Consider the following 15,382-nt stretch of genomic DNA (forward strand, 5'->3'; position numbering starts at 1 on the left):
AGCGCGGCATGAACTCGTCCTTGAGGTGGGCGGCGCCCCGGTCGAGCGTGATCGATTCGATTGCGCGATGCGCGGCGATCAGGATGGTGCCGCCGGGCGTCTCGTAGACGCCGCGCGACTTCATGCCGACGAAACGGTTCTCGACGAGATCGAGGCGGCCGATGCCGTTGTCGCGGCCGAGGTCGTTGAGCGCGGCAAGCATGGTGGCCGGCGACAGCTTCTTGCCGTTGAGCGCGACCGGGTCGCCCTTGAGGAATTCGATCTCGATCTCGGTGACGGCGTCGGGAGCATCCATCGGCGAGACGGTGCGCTGGTGCACGAATTCCGGCGGCTCGCTCCACGGATCCTCCAGCACCTTGCCCTCCGACGACGAGTGCAGGAGGTTGGCGTCGACCGAGAAAGGCGCGTCGCCGCGCTTGTCCTTCGGCACCGGGATCTGGTGCTGCTCGGCGAAGTTGAGAAGGTCGGTGCGCGACTTGAACGACCAGTCGCGCCACGGCGCGATGACCTTGATGTCGGGGTTCAGCGCATAGGCGGAAAGCTCGAAGCGGACCTGATCGTTGCCCTTGCCGGTGGCGCCATGGGCGATCGCGTCCGCGCCGGTTTCCCTGGCGATCTCGACGAGATGCTTTGAGATAAGCGGCCGGGCGATCGAGGTGCCGAGCAGATAGGTGCCTTCATAGACGGCGTTGGCGCGGAACATCGGGAAGACGAAGTCGGCGACGAATTCCTCGCGCACGTCGACGACGCGGATGTCCTTGATGCCCATCATCTCGGCCTTGCGGCGGGCCGGCTCCAGCTCGCCGCCCTGGCCGAGATCTGCGGTGAAGGTGACGACCTCCGCGCCGAGCTCGGTCTGCAGCCACTTCAGGATGATGGATGTGTCGAGGCCGCCGGAATAGGCAAGCACGACTTTCTTCACGTTCTGGGTCTTGGACATGTTGGCGGTTCCGCGCAGAAGAAGGGTTCGTCGGGCGAGTATCACGGCGTTTCCGGGCGGCGCAAGTGACGAACAGCCCTGCCGTCGCCGCAGATGCTGGGCCAGAGGGCAGCGCGGGCAAGCGCTGGTGGGCGTCGAACGGCCGCGCTATAGGCGGTGCGATCCATTCCAGGTGCAGCCGATGCAGTTCGTTCCCGACACCACCACGCTGATCCAGTTCGCGGTCGCGACCGTCATCCTGGCGATCACGCCAGGGCCGGACATGACGCTTTTCGTGTCGCGGACGCTGAGCCAGGGCCGCGCCGCCGGCTTTGCCTCGCTTGCCGGCGCGCTCGTCGGCACGCTGATCCACACCACGCTGGTGGTGGTCGGCGTTTCGGCGCTGATCGTGGCCTCGCCGATGGCCTTCCTCGCGTTGAAGATTTTCGGCGCCGCCTATCTCGTGTTCCTCGCCTGGCAGGCGCTGACCAAAGGCTCCGCCTTCTCGCCGGAGAAAAAGACGGGGCCACGGATATCGCTGTTCCGCAGCTGGGCGGCCGGGCTCGGCGTCAACCTGCTCAACCCCAAGGTCATCCTGTTCTTCATGACGTTCCTGCCGCAGTTCGTCTCCGCGCATGATCCACACGCGCCCGGCAAACTGTTCTTCCTCGGCGTGATGTTTATCGTGCTGTCGCTTCCGGTGACGGCGCCGATGGTCCTGGCGGCGGAAAAGTTCTCGGCGGCAATGAAGGCCAGCCCGCGCGTGACGCGCGTGGTCGACTACCTGTTCGCCGGGGTGTTCTCGGCCTTCGCGCTCAAGATCATCACCGCCCAGGCGAGGTAAGCGAGGTCTCGGTTCAGGGTTCGGAATCGAGCAGCGTCTCGCGGCGCCAGCTGCCGGCCCAGCGGCCGGCGGAGAGCCAGTAGAAGATGCCGCCGACCATGCCGGCGCCTGTCATCTTCAGCCTGACACTGGTTTCGACATAGGCGGCGGCTTCGGGCGTGAGGGCCATGGTGAGGAAGCCAATGACGGCGCCGCCGAGCGCGTAAAACAGCCAGCTGCGCCAGCCGAATATTTCGCCCATCAGAATGACGAGAGCCGCTGGCACAAAGAAGATTCGAGCCGCCAAGAGCGCTCCAAACAGTACCAGAAAAAGATGCACGGCGGCAGCTGGCGGTTCAGGCCAGGCCGACTGGCAGTTATGGCGTGCCAGCATGAGGACATACACGAATACGCTCGCCGCTAGAGAAGCGACGAGATAGCCGACCAGGATGACGGCAAAGCGAACGATGATGCGCCTCATAGTCAAACCACTGTTTGTCGCTTGGCAAGAATCGGTCTGACCTCCACCCAATGGCTGCAGCCGCCTATAAAGCCGCCTGGTGACCAAGGTAGCAGAATTTTGAGCGGGATTTCCCGTTGCGGGCGCAGTGTCGAGGATCGCGAGCGATCATCACGGCTCCGCATCCAGCAGCGGCTCGCGGCGCCAGCTGCCAGCCCAGCGGCCGGCGGAAAGCCAGTAGAAGATGCCGCCGACCATGCCGGCCCCGACCAGCGCCAACCTTGCGTTGGTGTCGGTGATATCGAAATCGGCATTGGCGATGTTGTGGGCGAAACCGAGGAAGACGACGGCGATGGCCGCGCCGCCAAGCGCGTAGAACAGCCAGTCGCGCCGGCCGAGAATTTCGGCGATGAGGATGACTATAGCCGCCGGGACGAAAGCGAAATAGGCGACGAACAGCGCCAGGAAAGGCACTGAGAAATAGAGCGATACGGTGGCCGTCGGCTCGGGATTGGACGGCGTGTAGCCTAGATGCGCCAGGAACAGGATGTTGAGGAAGGCGCTGGCGGCCAGCGAGGCGACGACATAGCCGATGAGAATGGCGGCGAAGCGGACGAGATAGGCGATGATGCGCCTCACGCCTCGCCGTGTCCCGCGATCATCATCGCCTCCAGCGCCAGGCGATCCACCTTGCGCATGCGTTCCGATTCCGACTTCAGCTGGCCGCAGGCGGCGAGGATGTCGCGGCCGCGCGGGGTGCGGATCGGCGAGGCATAGCCGGCATTGTTGATGTAGTCGGCGAACTTCTCGATCGTCTCCCAGTCCGAGCACTGGTAGTTGGTGCCGGGCCACGGGTTGAACGGGATCAGGTTGATCTTGGCCGGAATGCCCTTGAGCAGCTTGACCAGCGCCCTGGCGTCCTCGAGCGAGTCATTGACGTCCTTCAGCATCACATATTCGAAGGTGATGCGGCGCGCGTTGGAAAGGCCGGGATAGGCGCGGCAGGCGGCGATCAGGTCCTTCAGCGGGAACTTCTTGTTGATCGGCACCAGCAGGTCACGCAGGTCGTCATTGGTGGCATGCAGGGAGATCGCCAGCATGACGCCGATCTCCTCGCCGGTGCGGGCGATCTCCGGCACGACGCCGGAGGTGGAGAGCGTGATGCGGCGCTTCGACAGCGACAGGCCGTCGCCGTCGGATGCGATCAGCAGGGCCTTCTTCACCGCCTCGAAATTATAGAGCGGCTCGCCCATGCCCATCATGACAATGTTCGAAACCTTGCGGCCCTCTGCCGGCACGATGGCGCCGTCCGGCGTGTCGCGGTCGGGGAAATCGCCGAGACGATCGCGGGCTGTGAGCAGTTGCGCCAGGATTTCCTCGGCCGTCAGGTTGCGCACCAGCTTCTGCGTGCCGGTGTGGCAGAAGGAACAGGTCAGCGTGCAGCCGACCTGCGAGGAGATGCAGAGCGTGCCGCGGCCTTCCTCGGGAATGTAGACGGTCTCGATCTCGACCGGACGGCCCGCGCCGCGCGGCGGAAAGCGGAACAGCCATTTGCGCGTGCCGTCGGACGAAATCTGTTCCTCGACGATCTCGGGCCTGGCGACGGTGAAATGCTTGTCGAGCTCGGCGCGCAGGTCCTTCGAGATGTTGAACATGTGCGCGAAATCGGAGACGCCGCGCACATACATCCAGTGCCAGAGTTGCTGGGCGCGCATCTTGGCCTGGCGCTCCGGCACGATGCCGGCTTCTACCAGGGCGGCGCCGAGCTCGGCGCGGGTGAGGCCGATCAGCGAAGGTTTTTCGGTCGCAGTGGCGCGGGCGCGCAACGCATCGCGTGCGCCTTCGGCGGTCAGATCAAGGGAAACAGTCATGGTGGCGCCAATATAAGCGGTTTGCGGCCGATTTCAGCATCGTGCCTGAAATGAAGCGCGGCGCATAGCACAGCTTGCGGGCGGAGTCATGCGCGGGTCGCCGACGGCGACCTCGCGTCCGGTACCTGGCCGAGGGAGCGATCACATATTCGTGTCGGCGTAACGGTGCGCCTCCCGGCCGCGAACGCAGAATGGGGCAATTGTGCTCCAGAAAAATGGGAGTTCCTGGAATGCGCTCGATCAAGCTTGCTTTCGTTGCCGGTCTCGTCGCCCTTGCCGTCTCGCCGGCGCTCGCGGAAGACGCCATGGGCACGATGACGATGATGAAGGCCGGACAAGTGACGGCGATCATGCCGGACGGCCATATGGGCACCATGACGCCCGACGCCAAGATGAGCAGTGAAATGATGAAGATGGCGAAGCCGATCAAGCATTGCATGATGATGATGACCGACGCCAAGGGCAAAGCCTACATGATCGATACGTCGACCAAGAAGGCTCAGGCCGAATGCGAGAAAATGGCGATGTGAGCCATTTCCGATATCCCGCCGGTGGCAAACCGGCGGGATATCCGACGCCGGCCGGCGGTGGGTCTTGAATCCTGGAGCGCCAGACTGGCCTGATCCCCCAGGCTTGATCGTCCTCGTGGGTGTGCTACGGGCAGGACTGCACCCGAGGACAGGCATGGCCGGCTTATCGCGAAAATACCCGATGCTGCGGCGCTCGCAGGCAATGTGGATTTCGCGGCGCGTCTGGCAGCCCCGCCTGGTCTTCTGGGCCGGCGCCATTTCCATAGGTCTGATCAGCGTGCTGTTCGCGACGCTCGCCGACCGGGCGCAAGTCCTTTTCCATTTGGTGATCGGCAGTGACGGCGGCTGGCGCTTCTACCTGCCACTGGTCATGACGCCGGCGGGCTTCGTGCTCTGCGCGTGGCTCGCGCATTCCTACTTTCCGGGATCGCAAGGCAGCGGCATCCCGCAGGCCATCGCCGCGCGACATCTGCGCGACGAGGACGATCGCGGGCGTCTTCTTTCGCTCCGGCTGGCGGCGGGCAAGATCGCGCTCACCGTGATTGGCCTGTTCTGTGGCGCATCGATCGGCCGCGAGGGTCCTACCGTGCAGGTCGGCGCCGCGCTGATGCTGCAGGCGGCGCGCTGGGGTGGCATGGCGCAGGCGCGGGGCCTCATCCTGGCGGGTTCGGCGGCGGGCATCGCCGCCGCCTTCAACACGCCGCTCGCCGGTATCGTCTTCGCCATCGAGGAGATGGGCCGCGCCTACCAATCGCGCACCAACGGGCTGGTGCTGACGGCGGTGATCCTCGCCGGCCTCGCCTCGCTGGGGCTGCTCGGCAACTACACCTATTTCGGCGTGGCGAAAGACACCGTCGCCTTCGCCACTGATTGGCCGCTGGTGTTGGCCTGCGGCATCATCGGCGGCGGTTTCGGCGCGCTATTCTCGCTGCTGGCGCTCAAGATCACACGGCGCATTCGGCGCTGGAACGCGCTGCAGCCGCTGTGGCGCGCGCTGCTGGTGGCGGGCGTGTGCGGGCTGGCGGTCGCGGTGATCGGCATCTCTTCGGGCGGACTTACCTTCGGCACCGGCTACACGCAGGCGCGCGTCGCCATCGAGGGCACGCCGCTGCCGGCGTTCTTCTTCGCGGAGAAATTCGCTGCCGGCGTGCTGTCGATGGTGTCGGGCATTCCGGGCGGCATCTTCGCGCCGTCGCTGGCCGTCGGCGCCGGTCTCGGCAGCACGCTCGGCCTGGTCCTCGGCAGCAGCACCGGTATCGCCGCCCTGCTCGGCATGGCCGGCTATTTCGCCGGCGTGGTGCAGGCGCCGATGACCGCCTTCGTCATCATCCTCGAGATGACCGGCAACCATGACAATGTGATCGCGCTGATGTGCGCGGCGGTGCTGGGCTACGGCACGGCGCGGCTGATCTCGCATGAGCCGCTGTATCACGCGCTGTCGCGGGTCTTCATCGCGGACGCGATCAGGCGGCGCAGGGCCGCCGAAGCCGAACAGCACGCCTGAAAGCAAAAGGCCGGGCTTCGAAGGCCCGGCCTGCAAATCAAATCGGGCTGTCGCCTATTTGCATGTGGCGATCGAGGCCAGCGCGGCCGAAATGCCCTTCAGCGAAAAGACGTAGGAGGTGGGGTTGCCGCGACCGGACTTCGCCTGCACCTTCATGTCGGAGCCGGTCTTCATGGCGGCGATCAGAACCGGCTCCTCGGCCGCGTTCTCGACCCAGGCCGACTTGCCGCGCGTGAACATCGAGAAGCTCTTCTTGTCGATGGTGACGGTGGCCTTGGAGCCTTCCTGGAAGTTATAGCCGGCGATGAACTGCGGCTCGTAGGAGACCTGCTGTCCGGGCCGCTGGCTGACGAAGAAGAACATGTCGCCGTGGTCGAGCGACGGAGGCTGCTTGTCGGTGGGCACGGTGAGCACATAGCAGACCTTGCCGGCCTTCGACTGGTAGCTGTAGGTGCCCCACGCATTGTGCTGGCCGATCTTCGTCGCCTGCTGCGCCAGCGCCGGCGCCGCGAAGCTGGCCACCAGGACCAGGCTGGAAATTGTAGCAATCAATCCGCGCATCGTTCTTCCCGTATTCCAAATGGAGCGGAGGCGGGTCGCGTTGCGTCCTGCCGTCGCTTCATTTTGATTTAATCAGGGTTACCAAACGGTGAATTTTCCTAAAGAAAAGGAGCCTCACCCCAGGAAACCGCCACCATTCGCACCGATGCCGCAAGCGGCAGGCACGACGTCCCGGCGCGAACTTGGAGGCCACGAAAACGGCAAGAGTTTGTCTTTTCGCGCGGACGTTGCGGCGCGTCTCCCATGCCGCAAGACCGCCCCGGCGATCAACCCCTATCGGCCAGGGCGTCCTTGGCGGCCTGCCGGTGCGCAGGCGTGATATGGGCGCTGACGGCGGTGATCGCGGCGGTGAGCACTGCGATATCGTCGGTGAAGCCGAGGCCGACGACGAAGTCGGGAATCAAGTCGAACGGGAGCACGAAATAGCCGAGCGCGGCGAGCAGGATGCCCTTGGCGCGCAGAGGCGTCTCCTTGTCCATCGCACAAAAGTAGGCGGCGACCACCTCGTCCATGAACGGGATCTGGCGGGCAGCCTTCCTGGCGGTCCGCCAGAATTTCTCGCGCACCTCGCTTTCCCCGGCGAGCCTGTCGCCAAAGCCGAAGAAATCAGAACCGGATTCCTGCGCCATCAGTGTCTCCTTGGCGGCGCGGGCGCGTCGTTGCCCCTGGCCGCCGCCGGCAGATGTGGTGAAGGCGCCGCTCCGCTGCAAGGGTTCGCGGGGCGTCGTGCGGGGAAAGGGACAGTTAGCCGAAATAGCGGTTCATGCGCTTCGCCAGTTCGATGTCGAGCGCCGTGACGCCGCCGGCGTCATGCGTGTTCAGCGTTACATCGACGGTCTTGTAGACATTCGACCAGTCGGGATGGTGGTCCATCTTTTCGGCGGCCAGCGCCACGCGCGTCATGAAGGCGAAGGCTTCGGAAAAATTCTTGAAAACGAAGCTGCGTTTGATCGAGGCGCCGTCGGCGGCCAGCGACCAGCCCTCCAGTTCGGCCAAGGCGGCAGCGACGGCTTCCCTGCTGAGTTTCTCTCTGGTCATATCCATGTCCTGTGCTATTCGGGAAAATGACCTGCACCATAGCGCCGGATCGATGAGCGCAAAGCCCATAAAATCCGTTCTGTTCGTTTGCCTCGGCAACATCTGCCGCTCGCCACTGGCCGAGGGCGTCTTCCGTGCCGTCCTGGCCGAGCGCGGGAAGCATGGCATCTCGGTCGATTCGGCCGGAACAGGGGGCTGGCATGCCGGCGAACCGCCCGACCGGCGCTCGATCGCGGTTGCCGCGGAGCATGGCGTCGACATTTCGGGGCAAAGGGCGCGCAAGATCCAGACGGAAGACTTTTCGCGCTTCGACCTGATTCTCGGCATGGACCAGTCGAACATGCGCGAGCTCAAGGCACTGGCGCCGGAGGCCATGCGCAACCGGATCCATCTCTACCTCGAATTCGCGACAGGAGCGGTCGGCGACGTGCCGGATCCCTATTATGACGAGGCCGAAGCGTTCGCTTCCGTTTACCGCATGATCCGCGAGGCGTCGGAAGAGTTGGCGACACGGCTCAACTGACGCGTATCGACGCCCGAAAGCGGCCAGGCCTCCTCGACGATGTAAGGGCCGCCGCCGACCGAATCGCGCGACGACATCAAGACGAAGCGGCCGACGCGGAAGGGCAGCGCGGAGAAATTGCCGCGCGCCGAAAGATATTGCGCGACGTCGAGCGGGCTCGAATTGCGTAGGCGCGCCAGCGTCACATGCGGCATGAACTTGCGCGGGTCGGCCGGCAGGCCGAGCCGCTGGCAGATGCGGTCGATCTCGCCTTGCAGCGCCACCATGTCGGGCGAGCTCGAAACGCCGGCCCACACCGCATGCGGCTTCTTGCCGCCGAAGGCGCCGACGCCGGAGAGCGCCAGCGAAAAGGAAGGGCGATGGATGCGGTCCAGCGCATTGGCGATCTCGTCGGCGAGATGGCCTTCGACGTCGCCGATGAAACGCAGGGTCAGATGGTAGTTTTCGACATCGATCCAGCGTGCTCCGGGCAGGCCGCCCCGGAGCAGGGACAGCGAAAGAGCAGCATCACGCGGAATTTCGAGGGCGGTGAAAAGACGTGGCATGTGAAGCCTCCTGTCCTCGAATCGAAACTCTCGCCCCTAGCGAATCATCGATAGCCATGCGGGGCAAGCGGTTTGTTATCCACAAGGTTTCCCCGACGGAAACCGTTGCGTTTGTGCCTCACGACGCGCCGCCATTGGCGACGATGGCCTTCTCGACGGTCGGCAGGATGCCCTCGACCATCACATCGACACCCCGGGGATTGGGGTGCATGCCGTCCTCGATCTGCAGGTCCGTATGGCCGGCGACGCCGTCGAGAAAGAACGGATAGAGCGGAACGCCGTATTGCGCGGCGAGTTTTGGATAGATGGCGTCGAAAGCCTTCTGGTAATCCGCGCCGAGATTGGGCGCGGCGCGCATGCCGGCCAACAGCACCGGGATGTTGCGCGCCTTGAGCTTCGCCAGCATCGCATCGAGGTTCTTTTCGGTGATGTCGGGCGAAATGCCGCGCAGCATGTCGTTGGCGCCGAGCTCCAGGATGACGAGCCGGGTGCCGTCCGGCACCGACCAGTCGAGCCGCGACAGGCCGCCGCTCGAGGTGTCGCCGGAGACGCCGGCATTGGCGACCGTAACGTCATGGCCCTTCGCCTTCAGCGCCGCCTGCAGCTTGTCAGTGAATCCTTCCCCCGGGCCGAGGCTGAAACCCGCCATCAGGCTGTCGCCGAGGCCGACGATCCTGAACGTGTCGGCCCGCGCTGACGAAATGACGCCGCAAACCGCCACGAAAAGGGCAAGGGCTGCGACAACAGTGTGTTTGAAAGCCATGCGGCGAGCCCCATATGACCGAAACAATCCCTGGGAGGAGACGCGACGGTCTCCCTTTTCCACCATATAGGACGCTTTCATTGTGACAGAAGCCGTCATTGCGCTGAGGGATGTATCGCTGACACTCGGCGAGAGCGCTTCCTCCGTCCATGTGCTGAAAGGCGTCAGCCTCGACGTTACTGCAGGGGAGGCCACCGGCATCGTCGGCCCCTCGGGCTCCGGAAAGTCGACCTTGCTCATGGTCCTTGCAGGCCTGGAAAGGGTTGATTCGGGGACGGTACGGATCGCGGGTGAACTGCTCAACGGCCGCAGCGAGGACCAGATTGCATCGTTTCGCGGGCGAAACATTGGCATCGTCTTCCAGTCTTTCCACCTCATTCCGAACATGACGGCGCTCGAAAATGTCGCGGTGCCGCTGGAGCTTTCCGGCCATGCCGATCCGTTCGGCGTGGCGGCGCGGGAGCTGGCCGCGGTGGGCTTGAGCGACCGCGTCACCCACTATCCTGGCGAACTCTCCGGCGGCGAGCAGCAGCGCGTCGCGATCGCCAGGGCGCTGGCGCCCTCGCCGCGCATCCTGATTGCCGACGAGCCGACCGGCAACCTCGACCAGGCGACGGGAAAGCAGATCGCCGACCTGCTCTTTGCAAAGGCCACCGAGCGCGGCATGACGCTGGTGCTGGTGACGCACGATCCGGCTTTGGCCGCCCGCTGTCCGCGCCAGGTGTCGATGCGCTCGGGACGGATCGAGGACGTGGCGAAGCCGGCGAAGGTGCCGGCCTGATGCGGACATTGAAGCTCGCCATCCGCTTCTCGTTGCGCGAAATGCGCGGCGGGCTGTCCGGCTTCATGATCTTCCTCGCCTGCATCGCGCTCGGCGTCGCGGCGATCGGGGGCGTCAATTCGGTGGCGCAGGCGATCACCGCCGGCGTCGCCAACCAGGGCCAGACGCTGCTCGGCGGCGACCTGCGGTTCCAGATCAACCAGCGCTGCGCCACGGATGCCGAACTCGCTTTCCTCGGCAGCCTCGGCAAAGTGTCCTTGAATTCCGGCATGCGTTCCATGGCGCGGCTCGAGGACGGCTCCGACCAGGCGCTGGTGGAAGCCAAGGCGGTCGACGATGCCTATCCGCTCTACGGAACGCTGGAAACGGACCCGCCGCTGCCGAGGAAGGAGTTGTTCGGTGAAAGGTCCGGCGTCTTCGGCGCCGCGGCGCCCGACCTTCTGTTCGAGCGGCTCAACCTCCATGTCGGCAGCCGGCTGAAGCTTGGCAGCGCCACTTTCGAGCTGCGGGCGCGGCTGACCGGCGAGCCGGACGCTGTGTCCGATGGCTTTGGTTTCGCTCCCCGGCTGATGATATCGAGCGAAGGGCTCGCAGCGTCCGGCCTGGTGCAGCCTGGCAGCCTGGTAGAGAATGCCTACAAGGTGCGGCTGCCCGACGGCACCGGCGCGGCCCGCATCAAGGAGATCCAGGACCAGGCGGCGAAGGATTTTCCGCAGGCCGGCTGGTCGATCCGCACGCGCAGCAACGCGGCGCCTGCGCTTTCGGCCAACATCGAGCGCTTCTCGCAGTTCCTCACGCTGGTCGGACTGACGGCGCTGGTCGTCGGCGGCGTCGGCGTGGCGAACGCAGTTCGCGCCTATCTCGACGGCAAGCGTGGGGTCATCGCCACCTTCAAGAGTCTCGGCGCTTCCGGCGGCTTCGTCTTTACCGTCTATCTCGTGCAGATCCTTTTGATCGCCGGTCTCGGCATTGTGCTCGGGTTGGTCCTTGGCGCGGCGATGCCGTTCGCGGCGAGCGCCCTGCTGCAGTCGGTCATTCCGGTGCCGGCGGAAGGTGGCTTCTATCCAGGCGCGCTGGCCATGGCGGCGCTGTTCGGAATGCTGGTGACGCTGGCCTTCGCGCTGTTGCCGCTCGGCCGCGCCCGCGACGTGCCGGCAACGGCGCTTTTCCGCGAAATGGGCTTTGAGAGTCGTGGCCTGCCGCGCCTGCCCTATGCGGGTGCTGCGCTGGCGATCGTGCTGGTGCTGGCGGCGCTGGCCATCTTATCGGCCGGCGACCGGCGCATCGCCTCGATATTCGTCGGCGCCACGGTCTTTGCTTTCCTGGTGCTGCGCCTGGTGGCGTCGCTGGTGCAATGGGCTGCCCGGCGCAGCCCGCGCGTTCGTTCCGTTTCGCTCCGGCTTGCGCTCGGCAACATTCACCGGCCCGGCGCGCTGACGCCCTCGGTCGTGCTGTCGCTGGGACTTGGCCTGACGCTCCTGGTGACGCTGGCGCTGATCGACGGCAATCTCAGGCGGCAGATTTCCGGCAGCCTGCCCGAGCGGGCGCCGAATTTCTTCTTCGTCGACATCCAGAGCGGCGATGTCGATGCCTTTGCTAGCCTCGTCGGCAAGGAAGCGCCGCATGGAACGCTGGCCAAGGTGCCGATGCTGCGCGGGCGGATCATGGCGCTCAACGGCGTCGAGGTCGGCAAGATGAAGATCCCGGCTGAAGGCGCCTGGGTGCTGCGCGGCGATCGCGGCCTGACTTATGACGCCAGGCAGCCGGAGAACGCCACGCTGACCGAAGGCGCATGGTGGCCGGCGGATTATTCGGGCGAGCCGCTGGTGTCGTTCTCGTCCGAGGAGGGCAAGCAGCTGGGGCTGAAGCTCGGCGACACCGTGACCGTCAATGTGCTCGGCCGCAACGTGACGGCAAGGATCGCCAATTTCCGCCAGGTCGAATGGGAAACCATGGGCATCAACTTCGTCATGGATTTCTCGCCCAACACTTTCGCCGGGGCCCCGCATGGCTGGCTTGCGACGCTGACCGACAAGAGCGCCACCACGGCCGACGACGCCCGCCTGCTCAACGCCGTCACGCGCGCCTTCCCGGCGGTGACGACGGTGCGGGTCAAGGACGCGCTCGACATCGTCAACCGGCTGGTCGCGCAGCTGGGCACGGCGATCCGCGCCGCGGCCGGCGTGGCGCTGATCGCTTCGGTGCTGGTGCTTTCCGGCGCGCTGGCCGCCGGCAACCGGGCGCGCATCCACGACGCCGTGGTGCTGAAGACGCTCGGCGCGACGCGCAGAACGCTGATCGCGGCATTCTCGCTGGAATACATGCTGATCGGCTTGGCCACGGCGCTGTTCGCGCTTGTCGCGGGCGGCATCGCGGCATGGTTCGTGGTCGCGCACATCATGACGCTGCCGTCGCATTTCATGCCGGAGGTGGCCGTGGCGACGATCCTGATTTCGCTGGCGGTGACGGTCGGCATCGGTCTGGCCGGCACATGGCGGGTGCTCGGCCACAAGGCGGCGCCGGTGCTGCGCGCCCTCTGAATACCGGCTGCAGGGGTTAAATCTTCGTAAGGATGCCACCCGAAGGGGCCGAAAGCCGGCCCTTTCGCGCTGTCACGAAGCGTTACGCCCGGTTACCGTCTTGTTCTTGGCGCCAAGAACCATCATATTTCGTGCTAGGCATGCTGGAGCCCCGCCAGCGGCGCCTGGCCGGAAGGCCTGTCACCGGACGGGGCAGAAGCAACAGAGGATTTCCAATGGCTGATCCCATTCGCAACTACCAGACGTCCGCCGTCCCCGGCGCGCGCGTCGATATCGATCAGGGCCTTCGCGCCTATATGATCAAAGTCTACAACCTCATGGGGCTTGGCCTGCTCATCACCGGCCTTGCCGCCTGGGGTGCATTCCATCTCGCCGTCACCGGCGATGGCCAGCTGACCGCCTTCGGCCAGTTGATCTATGCCAGCGCGTTCCGCTGGGTGGTCATACTGGCGCCGCTGGCCGCCGTGATGTTCCTGTCGTTCAGGATCCAGTCGATGAGCGTGAGCGCGGCGCAGACCACGTTCTGGGTCTATGCCGGCCTTGTCGGCCTGTCGCTGTCGACGATCTTCCTCGTCTACACCGGCACCAGCATCACGCAGACGTTCTTCGCCACGGCGGCCGCCTTCGGCGCGCTGTCGCTCTACGGCTACACGACCAGGCGTGATCTCACCGCGATGGGCTCGTTCCTGATCATGGGCGTGTTCGGGTTGTTGATCGCGATGCTGATCAACATCTTCCTGCAGTCGTCCGCACTCGCCTTCGCCGTGTCGGCGATCGGCGTCCTGGTGTTCGCGGGCCTGACGGCCTACGACACGCAGAAGATCAAGGAGATGTATTTCGATGGCGATGCTTCGGATGTCGCCGGCCGCAAGGCGATCATGGGTGCGTTGAGGCTCTATCTCGACTTCATCAACCTGTTCATGTTCCTGCTGCAGTTCATGGGCGATCGCCGCTAAGGCGCCGCCCCGGCACTGGCTGGGCCATAGACTTCCGAAAGGGCGGCCTAACGGCCGCCCTTTCCTTTTGCGGCCGCCTCTGCTCATATTAGGGCAGGAAAACAGTCTGCATAAATTATGAGCAATCTTGCGATCAGAGCCGCAGCGGCGACCGACCTCGACCGTATCACGGAAATCTATGCCGATGCGGTCACGCACGGCACCGCGAGCTACGAGCTCGAACCACCCGATCGCGCCGAGATGGGCAGCCGATTCGCGAATCTCACGGCGGGAGGCTATCCGTACCTCGTGGCGGTGAAGGACGGCATCGTGCTGGGCTATGCCTATGCCGGGCCGTTCAGGCCGCGCCCCGCCTACCGCTTCATCGTCGAGGATTCCGTCTATGTCGCGCCTGAGGCCAAGGGCCAGGGCATCGGGCTGCTGCTGATGCGGGCGCTGATCGAGGCCGCGCGCGCAGCCGGTTTCCGCCAGATCATCGCGGTGATCGGCGACGGCCATTCCGACAGCGCGTCGGTCAGGCTGCACGAGAAGCTTGGCTTCCGGCATTCAGGACGCCTTGAAGGATCGGGCTACAAGCACGGACGCTGGCTGGACACGGTGTTCATGCAACTGCCGATGAATGGCGGCGCCGAATTGCCGCCCGATCCGGATTCGCTGCCGGAGCGTAAGTTTCGTGGTGAGGGGAAGAGGAATTGAGGGGAGAGGGACTTAGGAATTGAAAAACTGAAGAATTAAGGAAAAGGCACTTAGTGCCTGATGGAACAGGCCGGACGTCTTTTCCTTCAGTTCTTCAATTATTCAATTTCCCTCAAGCCTCGACAACCTTCAGCTTGGCATCGAACACGCCGAGCACACGGCCAAGTTCCTGGCCGCGCTTCAGGATACGTCCGCCGGCGGCGATTACGGCGAAGGCGCCCTGGCGGCGCGCCAGCTTCGGGTCCTTGACGATCTGGAACAGCGGCACTTCGCTCGCTCGGCGGAAGACCGAGAAAACAGCGCGATCGGAAAGGTGGTCGATGGCGTAGTCGCGCCATTCGTTGGCCGCCACCATGCGCCCGTAGAGCCTGAGGATCTGGTCGAGTTCGCGCCGGTCGAATCTGACCGGCTGGTCGAGGCGTTCGCGCCGCGCCTCATGCAACGGGATCAATATTGCGGATGCTTCCCCATCCTCCGTCCCGCCGCTGTGATCGGTCATGCCTCGATCCTTCGATTGAATCATGCGCTGGTCAAAGTTGGCGCTTTCGGGGGGGAATTGCAAGGGTCGGCTAAGCAAGCGCCGCCGCGCGGTTTCCGACACGTCCAGTCACGTTTGCAAAACGGATGTTGGAATTGGTGATGCTCTGCCACATTGTCGCCACAAATTATCCGCGCTCATGCCCCAATGTCCGACGAGTTTACCGGCGTTGCCTGAGACGGTTCGGTCCGGCACCGGCTCGTAAACCCCAAGCCCCCCGCCCACGGGTCAGCGTCGGATCGAACCAACCTCGGTTTTTCCTTGGAAAAATCAGGTGCGACGATCCCAAAACCTGAATGACCGGCGTCAGAAGCAAGCTGACGCCGGTTTTTTA

Annotated in this window: 18 protein-coding genes; 8 read left to right on the forward strand and 10 right to left on the reverse strand. The window is 64.6% G+C overall.

The genetic code is table 11. The features are described from left to right. On the reverse strand, positions 1 to 940 hold a 940-nt coding region (locus Q0L57_RS25540; protein ID WP_296745849.1), incomplete at its 3' end, for an argininosuccinate synthase. 181 nt (positions 941 to 1,121) lie between these two features. Between Q0L57_RS25540 and Q0L57_RS25545 the strand changes: the two genes are divergently transcribed. Then, on the forward strand, positions 1,122 to 1,763 hold the full coding sequence (locus Q0L57_RS25545) for a LysE family translocator (RefSeq protein ID WP_296745850.1): 642 nt from the start codon (positions 1,122 to 1,124) through the stop codon (positions 1,761 to 1,763). Positions 1,764 to 1,776: 13 nt separating this feature from the next. Here the strand turns inward: Q0L57_RS25545 and Q0L57_RS25550 are convergent, their stop codons facing one another. The 3 genes from Q0L57_RS25550 to rlmN form a co-directional block, all read right to left on the reverse strand. Further along, complete coding sequence (locus Q0L57_RS25550) at positions 1,777 to 2,223, reverse strand: hypothetical protein (protein ID WP_296745851.1); 447 nt, start codon at positions 2,221 to 2,223, stop codon at positions 1,777 to 1,779. Between the two features lie 150 nt (positions 2,224 to 2,373). Beyond that, positions 2,374 to 2,841, reverse strand: coding sequence for a hypothetical protein (locus Q0L57_RS25555; RefSeq protein ID WP_296745852.1), 468 nt, complete (start codon positions 2,839 to 2,841; stop codon positions 2,374 to 2,376). Next, positions 2,838 to 4,073, reverse strand: a complete 1,236-nt coding sequence (gene rlmN / locus Q0L57_RS25560; protein ID WP_296745853.1) for a 23S rRNA (adenine(2503)-C(2))-methyltransferase RlmN — start codon at positions 4,071 to 4,073, stop codon at positions 2,838 to 2,840. Before rlmN ends, Q0L57_RS25555 begins: the two co-directional genes overlap by 4 nt. Before the next feature lie 230 nt (positions 4,074 to 4,303). On the opposite strand from rlmN, the gene Q0L57_RS25565 reads away from it, so the two are divergent. Continuing rightward, positions 4,304 to 4,603, forward strand: a complete 300-nt coding sequence (locus tag Q0L57_RS25565; protein ID WP_296745854.1) for a hypothetical protein — start codon at positions 4,304 to 4,306, stop codon at positions 4,601 to 4,603. Between the two features lie 154 nt (positions 4,604 to 4,757). Next, positions 4,758 to 6,107, forward strand: a complete 1,350-nt coding sequence (locus Q0L57_RS25570; protein WP_296745855.1) for a chloride channel protein — start codon at positions 4,758 to 4,760, stop codon at positions 6,105 to 6,107. A 54-nt stretch (positions 6,108 to 6,161) separates the two neighbouring features. On the opposite strand, the gene Q0L57_RS25575 is transcribed toward Q0L57_RS25570, so the two are convergent. The 3 genes from Q0L57_RS25575 to Q0L57_RS25585 all read right to left on the reverse strand — a co-directional run bounded on the left by Q0L57_RS25575 (position 6,162) and on the right by Q0L57_RS25585 (position 7,706). Continuing rightward, complete coding sequence (locus Q0L57_RS25575) at positions 6,162 to 6,668, reverse strand: invasion associated locus B family protein (RefSeq protein WP_296745856.1); 507 nt, start codon at positions 6,666 to 6,668, stop codon at positions 6,162 to 6,164. Between the two features lie 266 nt (positions 6,669 to 6,934). Then, positions 6,935 to 7,297, reverse strand: a complete 363-nt coding sequence (locus Q0L57_RS25580) for a YkvA family protein (RefSeq protein ID WP_296745857.1) — start codon at positions 7,295 to 7,297, stop codon at positions 6,935 to 6,937. A 115-nt stretch (positions 7,298 to 7,412) separates the two neighbouring features. After that, positions 7,413 to 7,706, reverse strand: a complete 294-nt coding sequence (locus Q0L57_RS25585) for a 4a-hydroxytetrahydrobiopterin dehydratase (RefSeq protein ID WP_296745858.1) — start codon at positions 7,704 to 7,706, stop codon at positions 7,413 to 7,415. 52 nt (positions 7,707 to 7,758) lie between these two features. Between Q0L57_RS25585 and Q0L57_RS25590 the strand changes: the two genes are divergently transcribed. Next, on the forward strand, positions 7,759 to 8,229 hold the full coding sequence (locus Q0L57_RS25590) for a low molecular weight protein-tyrosine-phosphatase (protein WP_296745859.1): 471 nt from the start codon (positions 7,759 to 7,761) through the stop codon (positions 8,227 to 8,229). Here the strand turns inward: Q0L57_RS25590 and thpR are convergent. Next, positions 8,178 to 8,774, reverse strand: a complete 597-nt coding sequence (gene thpR / locus Q0L57_RS25595) for an RNA 2',3'-cyclic phosphodiesterase (protein WP_296745860.1) — start codon at positions 8,772 to 8,774, stop codon at positions 8,178 to 8,180. The two genes, Q0L57_RS25590 and thpR, sit on opposite strands and share 52 nt — an antisense overlap. Positions 8,775 to 8,892: 118 nt before the next feature. Further along, entirely contained in the window at positions 8,893 to 9,537 is a 645-nt protein-coding gene (locus Q0L57_RS25600) for an arylesterase (protein ID WP_296745861.1), read from the reverse strand. An 82-nt stretch (positions 9,538 to 9,619) separates the two neighbouring features. Here Q0L57_RS25600 and Q0L57_RS25605 point away from each other — a divergent pair, with 82 nt between their 5' ends. From Q0L57_RS25605 to Q0L57_RS25620, 4 genes are all read left to right on the forward strand, one after another. Beyond that, positions 9,620 to 10,318, forward strand: a complete 699-nt coding sequence (locus Q0L57_RS25605) for an ABC transporter ATP-binding protein (RefSeq protein WP_296745862.1) — start codon at positions 9,620 to 9,622, stop codon at positions 10,316 to 10,318. Beyond that, positions 10,318 to 12,858: an ABC transporter permease gene (locus tag Q0L57_RS25610; RefSeq protein WP_296745863.1), complete on the forward strand. Its 2,541-nt coding sequence runs from the start codon at positions 10,318 to 10,320 to the stop codon at positions 12,856 to 12,858. The genes Q0L57_RS25605 and Q0L57_RS25610 overlap by 1 nt, the downstream gene beginning before the upstream one ends. A 215-nt stretch (positions 12,859 to 13,073) precedes the next feature. After that, complete coding sequence (locus Q0L57_RS25615; RefSeq protein ID WP_296745864.1) at positions 13,074 to 13,814, forward strand: Bax inhibitor-1/YccA family protein; 741 nt, start codon at positions 13,074 to 13,076, stop codon at positions 13,812 to 13,814. Between the two features lie 117 nt (positions 13,815 to 13,931). After that, the gene (locus Q0L57_RS25620; protein WP_296745865.1) at positions 13,932 to 14,510 is read left to right on the forward strand and encodes a GNAT family N-acetyltransferase; all 579 of its coding nucleotides are present in this window, start codon (positions 13,932 to 13,934) and stop codon (positions 14,508 to 14,510) included. A gap of 112 nt (positions 14,511 to 14,622) precedes the next feature. Here Q0L57_RS25620 and Q0L57_RS25625 read toward each other — a convergent pair whose 3' ends face one another. Then, positions 14,623 to 15,009 (reverse strand): DUF2794 domain-containing protein, encoded by a 387-nt coding sequence (locus Q0L57_RS25625; protein WP_296745866.1) that lies wholly within the window; start codon positions 15,007 to 15,009, stop codon positions 14,623 to 14,625. Positions 15,010 to 15,382 lie beyond the last annotated feature (373 nt).

It is taken from the genome of Mesorhizobium sp., assembly GCF_024509055.1.
GTDB lineage: Bacteria > Pseudomonadota > Alphaproteobacteria > Rhizobiales > Rhizobiaceae > Mesorhizobium.